Here is a 17,500-nt window from a genome sequence, read left to right on the forward strand (position 1 = left end):
CGATCAACACTGACGCCACGTTCGGCTTTTTCCATCGCCTCCCGCTCCGCCTTCTGTTTCTGGTGCCAGATACTGTCTACCGGCATTTCCACGCGTACGGAAACGAACTGGTCTGAAGGAATATCTATCGGGTCACCATCCATGAATGTCTCAGTGACGACTACTCCAGCATCATTTTTAATCCCAATGAGATTACGAGCAAAGACTGGTGCAGTTGGGTAGGTCCGATGATAGGTTTTCACCAGGACTGAACCATCCGCATTTACCTCATAATCCAGCCAGATAAGCGGTTGCTTGTTTCGGTCTGTGGGGACATCAAAACCACCATCATACCCTCCCCACCCGGCATCAGCATTAAGACCTGTACAGCCGTTTATCAGGTATTCGCCGACCGACAGGCGGGTAACCGTACAGCCCTCTGACTCCGCGTTTGTTTCAGCACGACCGTCAGAAAACAACCTGACTACGGGTGATGCCGCTTTCAGCGTGCCGTCTGCCGCTTTGGTGGTGTTCCCCTCTGAATAGAATGTGCCGTTCGGCCCAATCAGGATACCATTATTGAGCAAATACCAATGGCGGTTAAAAGTTCCGCCGTCCGTAGTCATCAAAATATGCCCCGCATCTTGCGCGCTGCCAGTAGCGGCATTATACGCCCCGACAGAAAACCTTAGCGTCCAGCCCGCTGTGCTTACATGCAAATTGGCCAATTTAGCAACACTTTCGCCATGCATCGACACATCACTAAGAAGGCCATAATTCCCCATATCCGTATATCCGGTCGCGGGAACTGCAGTTTTGTAGACGTCCTGCACACTTCCGGCGGTTACTACATCACCGGTGGCAGTCCCGACATTTTTACCCGCGGCTGTACCCAGTGAAGATTTATCGGCTTTGTCATTCAGTGCGCTCGTGATGCCGCCCCATGCCGGGCCAGTGTATGTCGAACCGTCAGGGAGCCTGACAGTAATGGTTCCTGTCCCGCTGAATAGCTGCTGCCAGTTCTGTTTGTCGTAGTTAAGTCCGCGAAGGGCTTCTGTGTTCTGCACCACCATCGCGGCAGTCACCATATTGAGGACTTCACGGGGTACGGCAGACCAGGCTGCGCCAGATTGTGTTGGCCCGGTATAATTGCTGACCAGCGTCAACGCTGTACCACTTTCCAGGGACTTAACCGGGAGCGTATAGGGAATGCCACCGACATTAGCAACAATAAAATCTCCAGCCACCAGCTCTGTTGTAAACGCGGTCCCGCTGCCAGTGACCGCAGCAGAGTTATTCGTCAGGGTTAATGTTCCTGCTGACATAGTTTTTCCTCAGTACATATTCGGAAGAATTAGAATGGGCATGGCGATATTTCTGTTTCGGGTCATATCCCATGAACCGGAGTTACGGTCCGCAAACACTTTGTTGTAGGCCGACCTGACGCTACCGCCTGACATGACCACGCCTTTTGTTCTGATATTTCCCCATCCACCAATCATTCGTACCTGAACGCCGGTATAGACTATCTGGCAGAACCCGCTGCCTATATCCTGGAATGCGTCGGTAATCTGGATTTGTCGGTCATAGACAAAGGGGCGTTTCAGCGTGGAGAACGTCACCTGGCCTGCGGCGTTGGTCATCGTGATACCGTCGCCGCCGACAGGTGCTGTCTGATTGAATATCACCAGGTCAATCGTCGCCGTTCCGCCCACATCGTCCCGCCCTGTGTAGGAAATATCGCGAACGATGATATTGCCGCCATCAAACCCCACCGACACATTCGGGTTATCCCATTTTCCAAAAGGAATACCGCTCACCGGAAGCGCAGCACTGCCGTTAACCGTAATGCGTCCGGACCAGGCGCAGGTCATCAGAGCGGCCTGATTGGATATGGCGGTGAAGTCAGTCGAGTTTGAAACAAACAGCCCTTCGTTATACGTCGCCGCAGGCAGCAGCTCCATGACGTAACCAGACCAGTCGGGGACAAGACTTTTTCCGCCGATAGTCTCAGCCCCGATAATGACCCCTGAGTCACCGTTTCTGGTGACGCTGGTCATAATGGCCACATCAAATTCAGCAAAGGAATAGATGTAAATGGGGTTAGTTGGCACCACGATAGCCTGTGAGCCAGGAACGAGTGGCGTATTGACAGGGTACTGCATGAACTGGGATGACCAGCCTGAGAACGATGTGCAAAAACTCGGGGCACGAAGCCCCGCAGTAATCGCCATCACCGGACGGCCATCGTTGTAGTCGATTAATATCCCTTCTGGCATTATGACCACCTCCCGACGACAACCCGACCACCGCCAGATAAATTGACGGTCAGCCCATTCCCGTTGATGACGACAGTGTTATTGGTACCGTTAAATGCAAACTGGCCACTGTCAGCGTAAAGTTTGCCATGTAATTCAGCGTTTCCATTTTTATCAATGCGCCAGCCTGCTGAACCAGCAACGAAGTTATTCGACTGGATAAAATTACCAATCTTGGCATTGGTAATGCTGCCATCCTGAATAAACGCATCGCTGATAAATACCTGACCATTAACAACAGCAAAGGGTGAATATTGCGTATCACCGCTGCCACTCATCAGGACGAACTGATTGGCGTTAAATCCGACACGAGTGACTACCGGCTTACCCGCCTCCGCCAGCACCGCAATCGACATTCCGGCACCGTAAAAAATATCGTTGATGCGCACTCCGACTTTCAGGGTATGAATGGCCGTAGCACTTGTAGCGTCAACGGTGGCTGTGAGCTTATCCTCAAGCGAGGCGGTTACATCTTTAATCTGCGCCTGCACCTGCGTCGACATTTCAGCCATGGCCTTATCGACCTGCGCAATGGTCGTTTTAACCACCAGAATATCCGCGCGTACCTCGCCGTACTGCGCCCACTGGTGTTCCACGGTTGCATGGTTGGCCAGCGCGTTCTGCAGAATGGCTTCAAGGTTGGTATCAATGTCGCCCGTCAGACGATCGCCATCGGCAGATGTCAGGAAGTCATCAGCAATATCCCCCAGGTAGTCATCCGCATTCGCATTGGATTCGCCACGAACCCAGTCGGTCCAGTCACTCTGGTTGCCAATACGATCGACCAGGCGAGCGCGATACCAAAATTCAACACCAGCCTTTAAGCCAAGTTGAGTGTAGGTATGTTGCGGATACGGAACTCCGGCAAGCAACAGAGGGTTATCCCCGTTGCCATTAACTGAATACTGCAACTCGGTCTGGAGAGTATCTCCAGTATCTGCCGGGAATGACCAGTCAACCTGAATCCCCCAGTTGATGGCAGTGGTGCGCAGACCAACGGGTTTCGGCACATCCCCTGTACGCCCAGTGAGATTCGTCAGAACAGAAGATGCCCACAGACTGGACGCGCCTCCAGAGTTAATGGCGCGCACTCGCACAAGATAATCGCCCGAGAAAATTCCAGGCACCTCGATATTGCGCAGGCCCGTTTCAGGGATATTGATCCACTCATTATCACCGCGTTTCCACTGTGTCTGATAAGCGACGATATCTGCCTGCGGCTTCCCGTTTTTATCCAGTGGCGCATCCCAACCTGCGACCAGTGTGGCGATACGCTGCCCCTGCCGGACTGAATCATAGCTGCTAATCGTGATGTTTTTTGGTTGCCCTACCAGGCCTGTCGGTATCAGGCTGACTGGCGGCGTATCCAATCGGGCATTGTTATCAACGGCATCATATTTCGCCCCGTTGTACTCTGCACCAGTGATACTGTAGGTATTCTCTTCATCGTTAAATGTCAGATTGGTTACGCGGAAATACTGGAGGCGCAACTGGCCTGCATCGATAACAAAAATGGCATTAGGCAGTGGTTCAGCGGTAAACGCAGTTGCCAGTATCAGTTGCTGGCCGTTAACCGCCTGAATGGTTCTGCTCTCAACGGTACCGCCCTGAGTACGAATCATCAGCGTATCGCCGGCTAATGCGCTTGTGCCCCGGTCGGTAGTTACAGATTTCAGTGCGGCGTTGTATTCAGTAACGCGTCCACCATAGACACGGCCAGATAGCCGCTCATCTGCAAACGCAAATACGGTCCCCGGCACATAAGCGAAGCCATCAAGTCCCGTCTGAACAGTGATAATGCGGTCCAGCGAGTTGGAGTAGACTGCCCACCCTCCGCGGCGTTGCGCCTCGCTTTCACGCGTGCATCCGATAGCAGTGAGTTGTGTCTGCTTAAATTTGAACTGTTTTACCAGGTCAGGAAACATTACTGCTGTAGTTCGGTCCTGATAGTGATTATCCGGATCGCTAAAGTTAATCAACGCTGAACTATAGCGGTTCTTTTCACTGCCGCTGGAATATGTTGGCTTGCCGACTACCGAAGCACGGGTGAGGATCTGCAGCTTAGATATGTCCGCTGGCATATCAGAGACAACATTGAACATGTTGTTGCCCCAGAACGTCATGCCGTTAAAACCGGCAGCAATGTCCTTAATCACCTGCCAGGCGTCGGCCTGAGCCTGAATATAAACGTCAAACATAAAACGAGGCTCGGTACCGCTACCTCCCTTGCCATCCGGCACTTTCTGATCACAACGCTGGGCAATACGATACAACTCCCACTTGTCGAGCATGTCCGCCGACACGCGACGCCCCAGGCCAAAGCGTGGTTCTGTCAGCACATCGAACCAGATCCATGCCGGGTTGTTCGTCCAGCCCCATTTGAATGTGCCGTCCCATGTGCCGTTATAGACCCGACCCACCGGATCGTAGTTCTGCGGAATGCGGATTACGCGCCCTTTCGGCTTACAGGAAATCTTCGGGATATTACTGAACGACTTGGCATTGAACGATACGTACAGCAGCGCGGTATGCGGATAGCGCAGGCGGGCGTCAATCACCTCAGTGATGGCCTGCACCTGCGTTTTGTTCTGCAGCATCTGACTGGTGCTGTCGTCGGTATCGCGCACCACACGGATCTGCCAGCTGCTGTTCGCCTTCGGGAGATTGATGCGGTGGGTCAGCTCGTACAGTGAACTGAGTTTCTCCGTCACGGTTTTAGTCAGCACCGTTGCGTATGCGCCGCCATCGACGGACAAATCGATGTGGTATCTGACGGTAGTGCCGACGATATCACCGTCATTCTCCTGCTGCTGCAGGCCGGTAATGCCGATGCGCACCAGCAGCGCGTCAATCTGCGTATTGCTGATCGCACGCGTCCAGGGCGTAACCTTCGTCAGCGGAACCCCGATGCTGGTTTCATTCTCGACGGCAGGAAAGCCGGGGATCGGCGTCTGGGTCTGGGTGCCCGGGCGAAAATCCCAGGTCACGTTCTCAAAGTTCATTGAGCCGTCAGCATTCCCCAGCGGCGTGCCATCCAGAAAAATTCGAGTGGCGTCCAGCCCACCAGCGAATTCCCCTTCACCCAGCGCCAGCAGCATGCGGCAGCGCGCCATTGACTGGGCCGAGTCCGGCTGTTCTACGGGCGTGTGCTGTATGCTGCTGCCACCCTTTGCACCAGTAATCGTTGCCATATTGCATCCATAAAAAAAGCACCCGGAGGGGTGCTAATTGAAGAGTGAGAAACTGTCAGATGTCCTCAGCGACGATCCCCGCTGAGATAATGGCGCCGCCAATCTCACGTTCGCCATATAGCAGCGCGACCGGGTTGCCCATCGCCAGGGTATTCACTGAGCCGCCAAAGGCGTAGGAGGGTTTGTTATCGGGATCGTCGCGACCCTGCAGGCCTTTGGGTTGGGGGGAAAGCATCTGGAAGACACCTCCCGCCATCATTCCTACACCACCAGCAGCAAGACTCGCCCCAAACGTAGCCAAGGTGCCCGAGCTAAAATAAGAGATTGCGATACCTGCTACTACCATCACGGCTCCGAGTATGGTCTGGAATAGCCCGGCCTTTTTCGCTCCCTCCATTATCGGCGCGATGCGGATATCACTACCGCCGCCCAGTTCCCGGTAATCCTGCACGCCGATATTGCGTTTGCCTCGGAACACTGCGAACGTCATGCCGTTTTTCTTGGCGTCATAGAGATATTGTTCCAGCCCATCGAAATTAATGCACAAGGCTTTCACCGCTTCCGCTGACGTTTGTACTGCCAGCTGATGCACGCGGCCGAATCGTGCGCCGAGTGTGCCATACAGACGAATAGTGGTTAGCCGCGCCATGGTTTAATCTCCTCTGACAGGTCTTTGTGGCGGACGCAGATCATCGTCCGGTCTTTGAAGTAGCCGCGGGCATACGGCGTGACGCAGGATGGCTGGCCGTACAGGTGGTGCAACAGCTCGCCCTCCTCGGTGATAACTCCCGCGTGGTTCCACTTACCAGATTCGACCTGCATGATGACCATGCACCCGGGGGCCGGATCGCATTCAACAAATCCCTCTCTCTCCCAATTATCGAAATAGAGGTTGTCCGGATACTGACTTTCCCACCACGGGTAATCAACGCGGTAGTCGGTCAGCTTCACACCTTGAGTAGCATGCCAGTCCATAACTAACCCCCAGCAGTCGTGAGAGCCAAGAATGAACGGGCGGCCAATCAGCGGTATCGCATCCGGCGTGATTTCAGCATACTCATCGCAGTCCGGGGCGTAGATGCCCCACACCACACCGGAGTTGTTGCACTGCTGGCGATCGAGGTCGGACGGGATAGGCCGCGAGCCGTCACCCGGATGTGAGTGGATGACGCGGATAATCGTGCCGGCATCTTCAGCATTCGCCCAGTGTTCACCATCGATACGGAAATGCTCTGTCGGGTTTTCGTGGCTGTTCGGAACCGGGATATAACGCTGGCGCCGCCCCGACTGAATGATGAGACCGCAGCACTCGTGCGGGGATTCCTCCAGCGCATGCGCTCGGATCGCCTTCATAATCGTTTTATTCATTTAGATGTCCGGTTATCGAGAGAAAAGCACGGTTGCTGGATAGCCGCCGAAATCGAGAATTGCGGTATTGGGCTCAGCCAGGCCAGCACCAAACCGCTTACGACAATCGCTCAGACAACCACCGCATACATCCAATGCAGGGTCAGTGACTACATTACCTTTCGCATCGAAATACGCCGTGCCATTGTAGGTACAGCCATCACCGCTGCGGTATTGCCCGCGCAAAGCCCACTCACAGAGTGATGTGATCTGCCGGGTGGGAATAACCAGATTCTGCAAATCCGCCGGGCTGCTAAGAGACCACGACACCACCTCATCATCTTCTGAGGTTTTGGTATCCAGCCAGAAGGTTTGCAAAGAGAACGCTGTCGGATCCGCCGTTGGGTTAACGCCGCCCGGAAAGTTCACCGCATCCAGATAGATGGCGTAGGTGTCGATAATGCTGACCTTAGCATTCACCATGTCCTTGAACTGTAGGCAGAGTGCTGTGATATGCCCATCGAGGTTAGATACGCTAAGCTTAGGCTCTGCTGCCTGGTCGGTTGAGAGTGCGAGATCAGAAATCTGGAATGGCCAGAAATCGAAGGTCTTCCCGCCCCAGATAATTGGCTTCGGCCCCAACTTTGACTCGTCACCGTTCGCTGCGTCAACTTCGGTTGGTGTATGGGGGAATGGTGCGTAATGAAAGCGATGGATACCACCACTGAACTCTGAAGCGTCTACTTCAACCAGGCGGACCCTGCCACCCGGTGCCAGCTTCGCAGCTGTATCAATCAGTGCTGTCATGCTCCACCTCAGGCATAGACGCCATAGGCGCGCTTAATCGTGAATGTAAGCTCAGCGAATTTGCTGCTAATCTGGTTTTTGCGCACGGAGTCGGCGACAACGCGGTACAGTCCTTTCTCTTCGCCCGGCGGCGTGATGATGAAAGCCTTAACGGTATGCGCCAGGAGAAAGTCCCGAACGGTATTCACTTCAGAATCAGCGCCCACATGCTTCATCGGTACCTGAATAGCAGTTGAGTTAATGCCGTTCTCGGCCACCTGTTCGTAACCGTCCCCGAACTGCGCAGACCGTATCGTTTGACTGTATTCGACAGCACCCGCGCCGAGCTGCGAATGCCAGTTGTAGGTTGCAACTGCCATATTTACTCCATAAAAAAACCCGCCGAAGCGGGTGTTTGTATTTTTATATCCAATATACCAAACCTGCAAAAAGCGGATTTGTGTTATGTGCCGGTCATATCATCTGATGGTTGAGGTTGATCCACTAACTCGTTGTTAGAGCAATACCTTTCTTTAAACCTGATGTGCTTTGGCTTGGCTTGTTCAGAAATGTCGAAGCCTGAAAGGACTCGCTCAAAGGAAACCTCAGACATATCGTCATGTGCCGTTATCTCACCAGCAGCTTGTTTCCTTTCAACATTATCGACACGCCAGATAACGGCCTCAGCATAAACAACATAACTCGGATGCTGAATAAATCGATGGTCGCCAGGGTTAAGCACGCAAGCATCATCGTGAGGGACACCCGGCTTAATACTAGAGACATTCACAACCAAAATGCAGTAACAGTCATTTATTGGGTAATAAACAGGATCGTTGCAAATCACATGGAGATGATTGCATGGTCCACTCGGAGCTAAGACTGTTCCTTTTCTATAAGGTTGAAATGTACTCATGACAATTGAGAAGAAAATTCCTTAAGCTCTTGTGATTCGCGCATGCTCCTGAGAATATTTTCAGCTTCTTCAGGAGTCTTCCCTGCATTCAAAAAGATCTCACGAACATCAATTGGGGCTCTCGAACCGTTAGGATCGTGCCATTCCGGACATACCTCACGCAGGTGGGTCATGTCACGCAGTTCATATCTGTTCATGTGACCATACTGTGCATAAATTTCATCAAGAATACGTACATCAGCCCGGCTCAATTCATCGAACACCTCATCGACATCCATTTCACGGGGATCTGCACTCAGACATACATCGTGCCCAGCCGTATTTATCAGACGATACCAGTATTCGCCGTCAATATCTGCCCTACCACGAATCAAATCTAACGTGGTCGACATCACGGGACCATGAGGCATAGAGTAAAGGCGATCTTCACCCATCATGCGCCCATACATGATCATTGATTGACGGTTTGCCAAGTATAGCAATTTCATTAGCTTCAGATATGCCATGCGCCCGCCACGTTTTAGTAGCAGGTAAGCAGCCATCTGAGCTACTTTTTCTTCGCAAAACATAGTTGAACCTCTAAATCAATAATGAAAGTACATCTCTACAACGATTTTATAGCCAGCTATAACTTTTAAGCAATCTTCATTTCGTCAAGATAGCCCCACGTTCGACGATGATCGCGATGACCATTTTGCAAGTTAGCGTCATGTTTGCCGAAATTACCTCTAAGGTAATTGCAGAATCACAACATGATCGTGCAAAGTTGCAATGCGTTCCAATGCGTTCCAATCTGTACCAATGCGAATAAATAGCACTTTTTGCACAAAAACATGGCCTGCTTACAATGCATTTCCCAAAAGATTGCTGTAATATCTCGCGCCCTCTTAATGTAGCGCTTAGATTTTAACCATATCGCTTCATTCCTGCATTAACAAAAAGCCCCGCGTTAGCGAGGCTTGGTGTTGGCGTGAGCTATCTCTTGCAAAATTGTTCAAATCTTTTCATGGATTTTTCGTCATCGCTTTGGATAATTCCTGGGGCCCCACTGAAAAAATCAGAGTCAATCTGACCCACATAAATAAAGAACGGAGCCTCTCCGACATACCCACCGAATGCATTTTTTGCATTAACCCGGCCACAGACATACCCACTGATTTTAGGCTTGCCATTATTCGCATCTGGTGAAAACCATACATCGTTGAATTTTGCGCTATCTGGATCTTTCAATGACTGCTTGATTTGTGACTCCCCATAATTTATGGCTTCACTGTATTCTCCAAAGCACCCGGTAAGTGGCAAACAAGCAATCCCCACCAATAGCAATTTTTTCACTATCATCCCCTTGATTAGCATGGTTTAACGCATGATAACCAGGGGGATGTCAGAATGTAACGATCAGATGCTATTAGCGATCAGTTTTAGCTTTTCTTTGGCTGTCGTAATCGCAAGCTCTTCAACCTGTCGGATGGTTAGATCTAGCTGATGGGGCAGGCTAACGGGGACGCTGATAATGCGAGTGCTATCGTCTGGGCCATAAAACGTCACGCTAGCGCTGATTTCCTTTCCATTAAAATTGTCGTACCAAATAACATCATGAACCTGTATTTCGGCAATTTTCATTAATATTTTCCTCTTACGGCGCTCCAGAGCGGAGTGCCTGGTTTTCTTACTTGAGTATTGATGGTCTCGACCATCGCGTCGTTAAGTTGCTTACCAATCGCCGCAGCATTTGCTGAGCCGCCCGTATTGGCTTGCCCACCTGAACCGATATTGATATCACCAAAGCTGACACTGATGATTGGCACACCTGCGGCGGTCGCTCCTGACTGATTTCCACCAACAAGCCCGCCAGTAGCGTAACGCCCCAAATTACCGTTGTTCATCAGGCGATACAAATTGTCCACCCCGATCCGTCTGGTGGCTTCTTTAGTGAATACAAATTCATCCTTGTGGACAATGCCTGCTGGTTCGTATTTACCACCCGATCCAGTATATCCACCTGAGTCAAAACCAACCCCGGCTGCGGCATTAGCATAAGCTCCGCCCGGAGTGGATCCGCCTCCTGCACTGCCACTAATCCAACCCATTGCCGCCTGCACCGCATAAGCCACAAGCAACTGATTTGTTACCTGCACAATCATCTTCAACATGGACTTGGTGAAGTCTTTGAAACTTGCTGTGCCGGTCGTAACCAAGTCTGTCAGCATGTCGGATAGGCCACTAAACGTAGAACCAGCCACATTTCGCATTGCTTCAAACGTGTTTGTTGCTGAGTCGGCATAATCGGCCCAACCACGCTTTGCGCCAGCCTGCCAGTCGCTGCGAAGCTCATCTTCTTTCCGGTATGTCTCCTCCTGCTCTGCGAGAACCTTTTTCTGAGCATCTGGGTTAAAGGCATAGGATTCAGTCAGGCGCTGGCGCGTCGCTTCCCTTTCGGCCTCTCTAGTGGACAAGCCTCTGGCTGCCGCAGCAATTTCCGCCTGCTTAGCAGACTGCTGCTGTGCGAACTTAGTCGCCTGGTCAGCCAGAGAGTTCAGCTTCTGCTGCTTCGCAATCTGATCACCCAGTCCGGCATTGATATCTGCCTGGGCTAGCAGCTTATCTTTGTTCGCCAACAACGATTTTTCATCGAGTGTTAATGCACGCCCTTTCGGATCGTTAGCGGTGGACTCGAGGATGGTAATTTTTGAGATTAACTCCCACTGCTGCTTACGCTGCTGGCTGATTACATCGTTGATGTCACGATGTTCCTGCAGCGTTTTGAGCTGAGCTTGCAGAGCTAGAGTCTCAGCATTGTAGGTATCGGTGGAGCGATCACCTGCTGAAACCTTAACGGCTGGAGTTTTGGGAGTTTTGTCCGGATGAAACTGTTTATTAATGGCATCCACAGCCTGCTGCCGCTGCTGATCGCTCCACTTATCAGGCGCTATAGCAACATTTTTCCACAACTCAGATAGCGCACGACTGCGCTTCTCCTGCCATGTCATGGACTGCTCAAGGATGCGGTTCTGGTAAATAAGAGCATCCGTTCTCTTATTGTCGACGTCAGCCCCCTGCTTTATCGAAGCGCTGATATCATTTTGTAGCTGAGCCGCTTGCTGCAGTGGTGCTATTTGAGATTTAAGTGCATCAATAGCAGCAAGTTGCGCCTTGCGGCGGGCATCATATTCCTGATCACTACTGCTAGTATCATAGCTGTACCCGTATCCCATTCGCTGGCGCTCAGGAAGAAGAGATTTCTGCTTTTCAGAAAGCTCATCCTGCATTTTGCGCAGCATGTCATTTGGCGCATCCGGCCTACCAACGTTGAGCAGTTCGTCCCACATCCCTTTGAGGGCCTTACTTACACTCGCTGCGGCACGTTCAATCAACCCCATGTTATCGAGGATCTGCTGACTTCGTTTTTGCTCGGCATCGCCGTATGCCTTGGCCGCCGCCGCCGCTGCCCCCTCTTTATCTCCACGCCGTTCCAGTGACGCAATGTAGTCATACTGCGCCGAGGTGAGGAAGTGAAGCGTTGAGTTCAGATCTTCCGACGCTTTAGTCGGGCTATCGTAAAGCTTCTGGAAGTTCTTAATTGTGGCATCAACTGACTGACCGGTCGCATCCTGCATAGCCATGGCGGCGCGGGTTACAGCTTCGAGTTGGTCGGTTTTAAATGTGCCAGCGCCAACAACCTGAGACAGCGTACGCGCCGCTTCCGCAACCCTGCCGCTTGAACCACCAATCTTCTGCGCCATGTCAGAGAGTTGGACCGCTGACTGTGCCGAGTAATTACCGGTCAGGATAAGCTGCTTGTTAAACTCGGTCGCCTCCTGCGCTCCTTGATACCAAGCGGTCGCCAGCGCACCAGCTCCAACAACCAAAGCACCAATGCCGATGGTGACAGGATTGAGCAAACCAAGCAGCCCACGCAAATAAGTACCGACACCGGAAATTGCGCCACCCACCCCGCCAAACTGGTCTTTAATCTGCCCGCCCTGCTGGAGCAGGATCAGGAACGGAGACTGTCCACCAGCCAGCTGGGTTGCGATATCAGTGATCTGGGCCGGGAGCGTACGCAGCGCAGCGCTGTACTGTCCAACGGAAATACCTGCACGGCGTGCGGCGGCTTCCTGTCGGGATAGCGCCTCAGGCAGCACGTCGGCTACACCTGAGAGCCGTTCACGCGTCTGGTTGAGGATGGTATTGAAATGCTCGAACTGCTCGCCGTTAATGCGGCCAGCTTCGAAGTGCGCCACCAGCTGAGCATGCTGCTCATCCAGTGAGTTGAATGCGCGAATCGTCGGATCGATGGAGCCCAGCAGGTTCTTCAGCGCGGCTGATTGCTTCTCTGCCGCCTGGGTGGCTGCCAGTGCAGCCTGAGCCTTCGCTGCAGCTTCACCGGTATCCGTCAACTTAAGGCGGGTATCGTCCAGGATTTTGTTGTAATGCTGAAAATCATCAGTATCCAGGAAACCTTTGGTCTGGAAGTTACGCAGCGCTGCCTGTTGTTCATCCAGCCGGTTCAGCGCCTTGTTAACTGGATCGATATTCTCCAGCAGCCCCTTCAGCGCGGTCTGCTGTTCCTTAATACCTTCAGTGCCCTGTTTCGCAGACTCAGCACCAGCACGGAATACACTATTAAGGTCATCAGCTTTGTCGACAGCACCAGCTGCCGCCTGGCCGAGTTTATCCAGTTCGTTGCTGGCTGTTTTCAGGTCAGAAACATCGGCCCGCAAAGTAATCGAGGCGATCTGGTCAGTCATTACTTCGTCTCCTTATGCATTACTTTGAGAGCCTCGCTTTCCATAATTTGAAGGTCAGCCATGCAGGCCGCCGCATCCTCAACCCCATGTAACTCGAACATCCAGGGGAGAACGTTGTAATCAAGGCCGGTCGCCCCGCTCGCGCCGACTCGCCACTGGGTCGCCAGCGTGGAGAAAATGGTGAAAGCTTTCCATACCGACGGCAGGATCCCCACATCTTCCTCCACGTCCTCAGGCGTTAAACCAAAAGCGTTCAACTCCGCGAGTGTCGGTCCCGGCGTATACATCGCTGCGGCGACCTGTCTCAGTTTTTTTCGCGGATGCCCATCAACTCTTTGGTATAAGCCAGGCCAATACTGTCGAACGCGCGCGGGTAGTTCTTAAGCAAGACGATCACGTTATCGCGGGTGAATTCATCCGGCAGCGCCCAGCTATCGACGATTTCCATCAGGTAATCGGCCTGCGGCTCAATAGCAGCTTTCTTGCTTGCTGCATCCTTTTGCAGTTTCTCGTCCATCGCGCGCAGCTCTTCCAGCGTCTTATGGCGGAAGGTGAATGTAAGCTTGCCGTCTTCGGTACCGGCGCGCGGGATGCTGGCAGTTGCGGAGAAGGTTGGGTTTGGGATCAGGGAGAATTGGGTCATTTCGGTTCCTTAGAAAAAAAGAAACCCGCCGGAGCGGGTATTAGTTAATGCCGGGCAGATACATCTGGACTTCGTCAGCAGCACGCTCCCGGACTGAATGCAGGAGTTGTTTGCGCCCACCAATACCCCACTTAGCCATCTGACTTGCACACTGGCTAATTGCTTTGGTTTCAGTGTTGATGATGTGGTCGATTTTGTTCAGGCGCGACATGGCACTAATACCCAGACGCACCACTGTTCTAAATACTTCGTACACTTCAATCTCAAACTCTGGTTTTATCCAGGCGGCATAGCGGATTGCCAGAAGCTCAATACCCCATGCACCACTTTGATCACCGCCTTTTATAACCTTAAGTGGTTGATTTTGTTCCGAAGCACTTTTTAGTGCTTTGGATTTTAGCGCTTTAACGAAGCGTTTGATCTGCGCGCTACGCAGGAAGACGCTGGGCCTTTGTGACTCAGTAGCCTCTCCGTTAGCTACCGCTGCCGCATGAAGATCGTTAAGACTGTACCGGCCTTCGTCATCAACGCGGACGGAGACCCCATTCACTGAGACGGTTGGGTGATTCATGGTGTGTACCTTTTAAAAAGCGAACCTGTTCACACAGAAAAGCCGCCCCAAGAGGCCCACCGGCACTAACGGCAGTTCTCAGGAACGCTTTCTGAAAGGTTCTTGGTTAGAGAGCGCGTGTGAAGGCGCAGTTTGAAAAGATGGGTAATGCGAATACAGAAAATTCGCCAGCGGTACTCATTGCGAAATAAAGCCCGGCGAACCGGGCCTGATTGGTTAGCTGACAGTAACGGTGCATGCCGCCGACGTTAGGGTCTTGCCTGCGGCGTCGGTAACTTCACAGGTATACACCCCAGCATCAGAAGACTGAGCGGACGGAATGTTGAGCGTGGATGCGGTTTTGCCCGGAATGGCTGTGCCGTCTTTCTTCCACACATAGGTGTACGGCGCGGAACCACCCTGCATGACCACCGACAGATCCAGAGCTGCATTAGCAGCAACAGACTTGGTTGCTGGCAGGTCAGTCAGGAACGCCAGAGGTGTAGCGGAGGAGTCAGCGATCGGGTAAATCTGCATATCTGATTCGAAGTTCATGCGCGCTTCATTACTTTCAACAGCGTTGATTTCAGTACGTGGTACACGCTGGAACGATACTTTGGCGGAGTAATAACGATCTGCTTTGCCGCGCGGATTATGGAACCAGATCGCCGTGGTGTCGCTGGAGTCATCCAGGTCGATGAGACGTTTATAAATCGCCAACTGCGGGTCATGCGCGAAGGTGTAGACCTGTACCACCGCGTTTTTGAAAGTCGGGATGGTACGGGCCTTATCATCCTCCAGGAACTGGACACTGATAGTCTGCTGATCGCCGCCTTCAGTGGACAGCGTCATGACCTGCGGCATGGTGATCCACGAATCGATTTTACGCAGCGTGCCTGCGCCGGTGCCCGCCGGGAATTTCTTGGTATCGGTGGTATCAAACGCTTCCAGCACGATTTTCGTACCGGTTACTGACTTGACACGCACCACCATGTTGTCAAGCTTCAGCCATCCTGAATTAACCTGAACAACATCGCCCGCGAGGATGCCAGCCGCAGAGGCAACGGTCAGTTCGCATTCCGTCGCATTGGATGCCGCAGTGAAGACAATCGGCGCAAGATACGCCTTGGCCACGTTAACACGCGACCCGTTAGGGATTGCGAATGCCATAGCACTCTCCTGAATTTAGGTAATAAAAAACCCGCCATCTGGCGGGTCAGTAGTCAGCGCGGTACTGCATGCTGACGGGAATGGTGTAGGTTATGGAGCCACTGGACCCGTTGGGCGCCGAGGTTGGCCGGTCCTGGATGGGTTGTCTCACCTGCGGCGGCCCGTTGATGTAAACCGTCAGTTCACCGTCCACCAGCGGCAGTCCTTCAGGGAATGCATCTGCCACCGACTGGGCCAGCCCTCTCGCATGGCTCACGCCTGAGCCTGCGGGAGTAATGATGTTTACCTGCAATATCCCCTGATAGGTACGCATCAAACCTTCGATGTCCTGACCTACAGTTTGTGCAGGTAAAACATAAACACGGGCGAATGGCGCATCCGGTGGATCGAATACGATATTCGGCCAGGCGATCGGCAAGCCGAGAGAGGCCGAGATTATGGCTACCCGGCTCTCCAGCAGGTCAGCTATTCGCATGGACTGATCACCGACCATTGCGTACCTCGCTCATTGCCTCTCGGAAATATTGCGCAGCATCCAGTGCGGTCAGCCCGACCATGCCGCCGGGCGCCTGATTCGAATGACCATTCTCCAGCGCCTGGGCATATGGCAGGTTATTGGTAAAGTAAATCGAGTTCACCTGCCCCACCCGGAACACTTCGAGCACCGCCAACCCGCGGGAGTTGGAACCCTGCCCGGAAGCATCTGGGATATCGTTCGTCTCTGTGGGCTGGCTGTCGAGGCCGACGTACCAGTTGTTTTTGAAGCGCCCGCCGACGTACCCCTCTGGTTTTTTGATGTCCATCGAGTCGTTGACGCGCAGGCCGCGCTTAAGACGCCCTGATTTGGTCAGGTTAGCCGGATCATCGCGCAAGGACGCGTTATGCTCCCGCACAGCGGTGTTGTATGAAGTTGCCGTCTGGTTTACCTCCCAGATATCTGGCTGGCCTACCGGGGACATATCAACGAGCTGCGCCAGAATTTTGATACTCGTCCGGCGCACTACCTCGTCCATCTCCTGCTTAGAGCTATCGACAAACAACTGAATGGCAACCAAGAACGGCTGATTAGCTGTGCTGGCCATGGTTACGCCCTCAGCTGGATGTTGTAGGAGATAAGCACATCAGCGGGCTTAACCGGGTTCGGCTGCACCACGCGCCACTTCTTGCCGTCGATCTCGATGTGATCGCCGATACGCACCTCTGTCTCGAACGTCGCTGCAAGCTTCTTATCGCCGGTAGCAATCAGGGAACCATCAATTTCGCGAGCGGAGTACTCAGTGATAACCCCAGTGACGGTCAAGGTTGTTGCCGGGGTGGCGACCTCTTTCCCGAACTGGTCGCGGACAGTGCCGCCGCCGCGGGTCAGTTGGTAGGCCCTTCCGTTCTCGGTCAGTAACCTGGTTGCGGTCGCCCGCACGCGCAGATAGTTAATTGCCATCTCAGCCCCTTTCGATACGGATCTGATTGCCGCCGACCACCAGCCCACGCAGCGAGGAATAGAACCAGGGGAACGACGGTGCAGCCTTGTTGGTACCCGCCTCGTACTGAACAGTTACTGCACCCTCGACGCGCTCCATCGTCACTGCCCCACCACCAGCAACCGAAGGCGTAAGGTCAATCTCCTGTGATTCGACGGCCAGACGACATTGAGCATCAATCAGACGCTGCGGGATAGCATCATCCGGCAGGTCAACACCATCGAAACGAACGCCAGTGCGAGGCCAGGATAGAGGCTGTGAAGCAACGCTGCGCTGCCCGCGCCAAGACTTACCCTCCAGATAATCCATCGCCTGTATCAGCATCTGCCCACACTCGCCATCATCGGCAGGCACGGTATATCCGCGCCCCG

Annotated in this window: 20 protein-coding genes; all 20 read right to left on the minus strand. The window is 53.0% G+C overall.

Features of this window, described 5'->3' with window-relative positions:
• Positions 1-1,304, minus strand: a 1,304-nt coding sequence (locus FDW95_RS04845) for a phage tail protein (RefSeq protein WP_137363429.1), incomplete at its 3' end; no start/stop codon positions are given.
• 9 nt (positions 1,305-1,313) lie between these two features.
• A complete protein-coding gene (locus FDW95_RS04850) occupies positions 1,314-2,258 on the minus strand; it encodes a DUF6453 family protein (protein WP_115258231.1) in 945 nt (314 codons plus the stop codon).
• Positions 2,258-5,488, minus strand: a complete 3,231-nt coding sequence (locus FDW95_RS04855; RefSeq protein WP_115258230.1) for a DUF1983 domain-containing protein — start codon at positions 5,486-5,488, stop codon at positions 2,258-2,260. The genes FDW95_RS04850 and FDW95_RS04855 overlap by 1 nt, the downstream gene beginning before the upstream one ends.
• 55 nt (positions 5,489-5,543) lie before the next feature.
• Positions 5,544-6,137, minus strand: coding sequence for a tail assembly protein (locus FDW95_RS04860; protein WP_115258229.1), 594 nt, complete (start codon positions 6,135-6,137; stop codon positions 5,544-5,546).
• Complete coding sequence (locus tag FDW95_RS04865; protein WP_115258228.1) at positions 6,125-6,856, minus strand: C40 family peptidase; 732 nt, start codon at positions 6,854-6,856, stop codon at positions 6,125-6,127. Before FDW95_RS04865 ends, FDW95_RS04860 begins: the two co-directional genes overlap by 13 nt.
• A gap of 12 nt (positions 6,857-6,868) precedes the next feature.
• Positions 6,869-7,642, minus strand: coding sequence for a phage minor tail protein L (locus tag FDW95_RS04870; protein ID WP_115258227.1), 774 nt, complete (start codon positions 7,640-7,642; stop codon positions 6,869-6,871).
• Positions 7,643-7,650: 8 nt separating this feature from the next.
• Entirely contained in the window at positions 7,651-8,001 is a 351-nt protein-coding gene (locus tag FDW95_RS04875; RefSeq protein WP_115258226.1) for a phage tail protein, read from the minus strand.
• An 83-nt stretch (positions 8,002-8,084) separates the two neighbouring features.
• Positions 8,085-8,363, minus strand: a complete 279-nt coding sequence (locus tag FDW95_RS23480) for a hypothetical protein (RefSeq protein ID WP_226988861.1) — start codon at positions 8,361-8,363, stop codon at positions 8,085-8,087.
• 170 nt (positions 8,364-8,533) lie between these two features.
• The gene (locus FDW95_RS04885) at positions 8,534-9,106 is read right to left on the minus strand and encodes a Panacea domain-containing protein (RefSeq protein WP_048997979.1); all 573 of its coding nucleotides are present in this window, start codon (positions 9,104-9,106) and stop codon (positions 8,534-8,536) included.
• Between the two features lie 406 nt (positions 9,107-9,512).
• Entirely contained in the window at positions 9,513-9,872 is a 360-nt protein-coding gene (locus FDW95_RS04890; RefSeq protein ID WP_226988862.1) for a hypothetical protein, read from the minus strand.
• Between the two features lie 63 nt (positions 9,873-9,935).
• On the minus strand, positions 9,936-10,160 hold the full coding sequence (locus FDW95_RS04895) for a hypothetical protein (protein WP_016156676.1): 225 nt from the start codon (positions 10,158-10,160) through the stop codon (positions 9,936-9,938).
• On the minus strand, positions 10,160-13,288 hold the full coding sequence (locus FDW95_RS04900) for a phage tail tape measure protein (protein WP_115258225.1): 3,129 nt from the start codon (positions 13,286-13,288) through the stop codon (positions 10,160-10,162). The genes FDW95_RS04895 and FDW95_RS04900 overlap by 1 nt, the downstream gene beginning before the upstream one ends.
• Entirely contained in the window at positions 13,288-13,575 is a 288-nt protein-coding gene (locus FDW95_RS04905; RefSeq protein ID WP_115258224.1) for a DUF1799 domain-containing protein, read from the minus strand. The genes FDW95_RS04900 and FDW95_RS04905 overlap by 1 nt, the downstream gene beginning before the upstream one ends.
• Positions 13,576-13,592: 17 nt before the next feature.
• Positions 13,593-13,931 carry a phage tail assembly chaperone gene (locus tag FDW95_RS04910; RefSeq protein WP_115258223.1) on the minus strand — a complete coding sequence of 113 codons (339 nt, stop codon included), beginning with the start codon at positions 13,929-13,931 and terminating at the stop codon, positions 13,593-13,595.
• A 40-nt stretch (positions 13,932-13,971) separates the two neighbouring features.
• A complete protein-coding gene (locus FDW95_RS04915; protein ID WP_049040902.1) occupies positions 13,972-14,502 on the minus strand; it encodes a KilA-N domain-containing protein in 531 nt (176 codons plus the stop codon).
• A 216-nt stretch (positions 14,503-14,718) separates the two neighbouring features.
• Positions 14,719-15,651 carry a phage tail tube protein gene (locus FDW95_RS04920; RefSeq protein ID WP_115258222.1) on the minus strand — a complete coding sequence of 311 codons (933 nt, stop codon included), beginning with the start codon at positions 15,649-15,651 and terminating at the stop codon, positions 14,719-14,721.
• Positions 15,652-15,697: 46 nt separating this feature from the next.
• A complete protein-coding gene (locus FDW95_RS04925) occupies positions 15,698-16,126 on the minus strand; it encodes a phage tail terminator-like protein (RefSeq protein ID WP_223952749.1) in 429 nt (142 codons plus the stop codon).
• A 7-nt stretch (positions 16,127-16,133) separates the two neighbouring features.
• Positions 16,134-16,733, minus strand: coding sequence for a hypothetical protein (locus FDW95_RS04930; protein ID WP_115258221.1), 600 nt, complete (start codon positions 16,731-16,733; stop codon positions 16,134-16,136).
• A gap of 2 nt (positions 16,734-16,735) precedes the next feature.
• Entirely contained in the window at positions 16,736-17,089 is a 354-nt protein-coding gene (locus FDW95_RS04935) for a hypothetical protein (protein WP_115258220.1), read from the minus strand.
• A 1-nt stretch (position 17,090) separates the two neighbouring features.
• On the minus strand, positions 17,091-17,500 hold a 410-nt coding region (locus FDW95_RS04940), incomplete at its 5' end, for a DnaT-like ssDNA-binding protein (RefSeq protein WP_249358916.1).

The organism is Citrobacter sp. wls718 (assembly GCF_005280945.1).
GTDB lineage: Bacteria > Pseudomonadota > Gammaproteobacteria > Enterobacterales > Enterobacteriaceae > Citrobacter > Citrobacter gillenii.

Coding starts and splice junctions, on each gene's coding strand:
- FDW95_RS04850 (WP_115258231.1), bottom strand. CDS start 2,258: ATGCCAGAAGGGATATTAATCGACTACAACGATGGCCGTCCGGTGATG.
- FDW95_RS04855 (WP_115258230.1), bottom strand. CDS start 5,488: ATGGCAACGATTACTGGTGCAAAGGGTGGCAGCAGCATACAGCACACG.
- FDW95_RS04860 (WP_115258229.1), bottom strand. CDS start 6,137: ATGGCGCGGCTAACCACTATTCGTCTGTATGGCACACTCGGCGCACGA.
- FDW95_RS04865 (WP_115258228.1), bottom strand. CDS start 6,856: ATGAATAAAACGATTATGAAGGCGATCCGAGCGCATGCGCTGGAGGAA.
- FDW95_RS04870 (WP_115258227.1), bottom strand. CDS start 7,642: ATGACAGCACTGATTGATACAGCTGCGAAGCTGGCACCGGGTGGCAGG.
- FDW95_RS04875 (WP_115258226.1), bottom strand. CDS start 8,001: ATGGCAGTTGCAACCTACAACTGGCATTCGCAGCTCGGCGCGGGTGCT.
- FDW95_RS04885 (WP_048997979.1), bottom strand. CDS start 9,106: ATGTTTTGCGAAGAAAAAGTAGCTCAGATGGCTGCTTACCTGCTACTA.
- FDW95_RS04895 (WP_016156676.1), bottom strand. CDS start 10,160: ATGAAAATTGCCGAAATACAGGTTCATGATGTTATTTGGTACGACAAT.
- FDW95_RS04900 (WP_115258225.1), bottom strand. CDS start 13,288: ATGACTGACCAGATCGCCTCGATTACTTTGCGGGCCGATGTTTCTGAC.
- FDW95_RS04905 (WP_115258224.1), bottom strand. CDS start 13,575: ATGTATACGCCGGGACCGACACTCGCGGAGTTGAACGCTTTTGGTTTA.
- FDW95_RS04910 (WP_115258223.1), bottom strand. CDS start 13,931: ATGACCCAATTCTCCCTGATCCCAAACCCAACCTTCTCCGCAACTGCC.
- FDW95_RS04915 (WP_049040902.1), bottom strand. CDS start 14,502: ATGAATCACCCAACCGTCTCAGTGAATGGGGTCTCCGTCCGCGTTGAT.
- FDW95_RS04920 (WP_115258222.1), bottom strand. CDS start 15,651: ATGGCATTCGCAATCCCTAACGGGTCGCGTGTTAACGTGGCCAAGGCG.
- FDW95_RS04925 (WP_223952749.1), bottom strand. CDS start 16,126: ATGCGAATAGCTGACCTGCTGGAGAGCCGGGTAGCCATAATCTCGGCC.
- FDW95_RS04930 (WP_115258221.1), bottom strand. CDS start 16,733: ATGGCCAGCACAGCTAATCAGCCGTTCTTGGTTGCCATTCAGTTGTTT.
- FDW95_RS04935 (WP_115258220.1), bottom strand. CDS start 17,089: ATGGCAATTAACTATCTGCGCGTGCGGGCGACCGCAACCAGGTTACTG.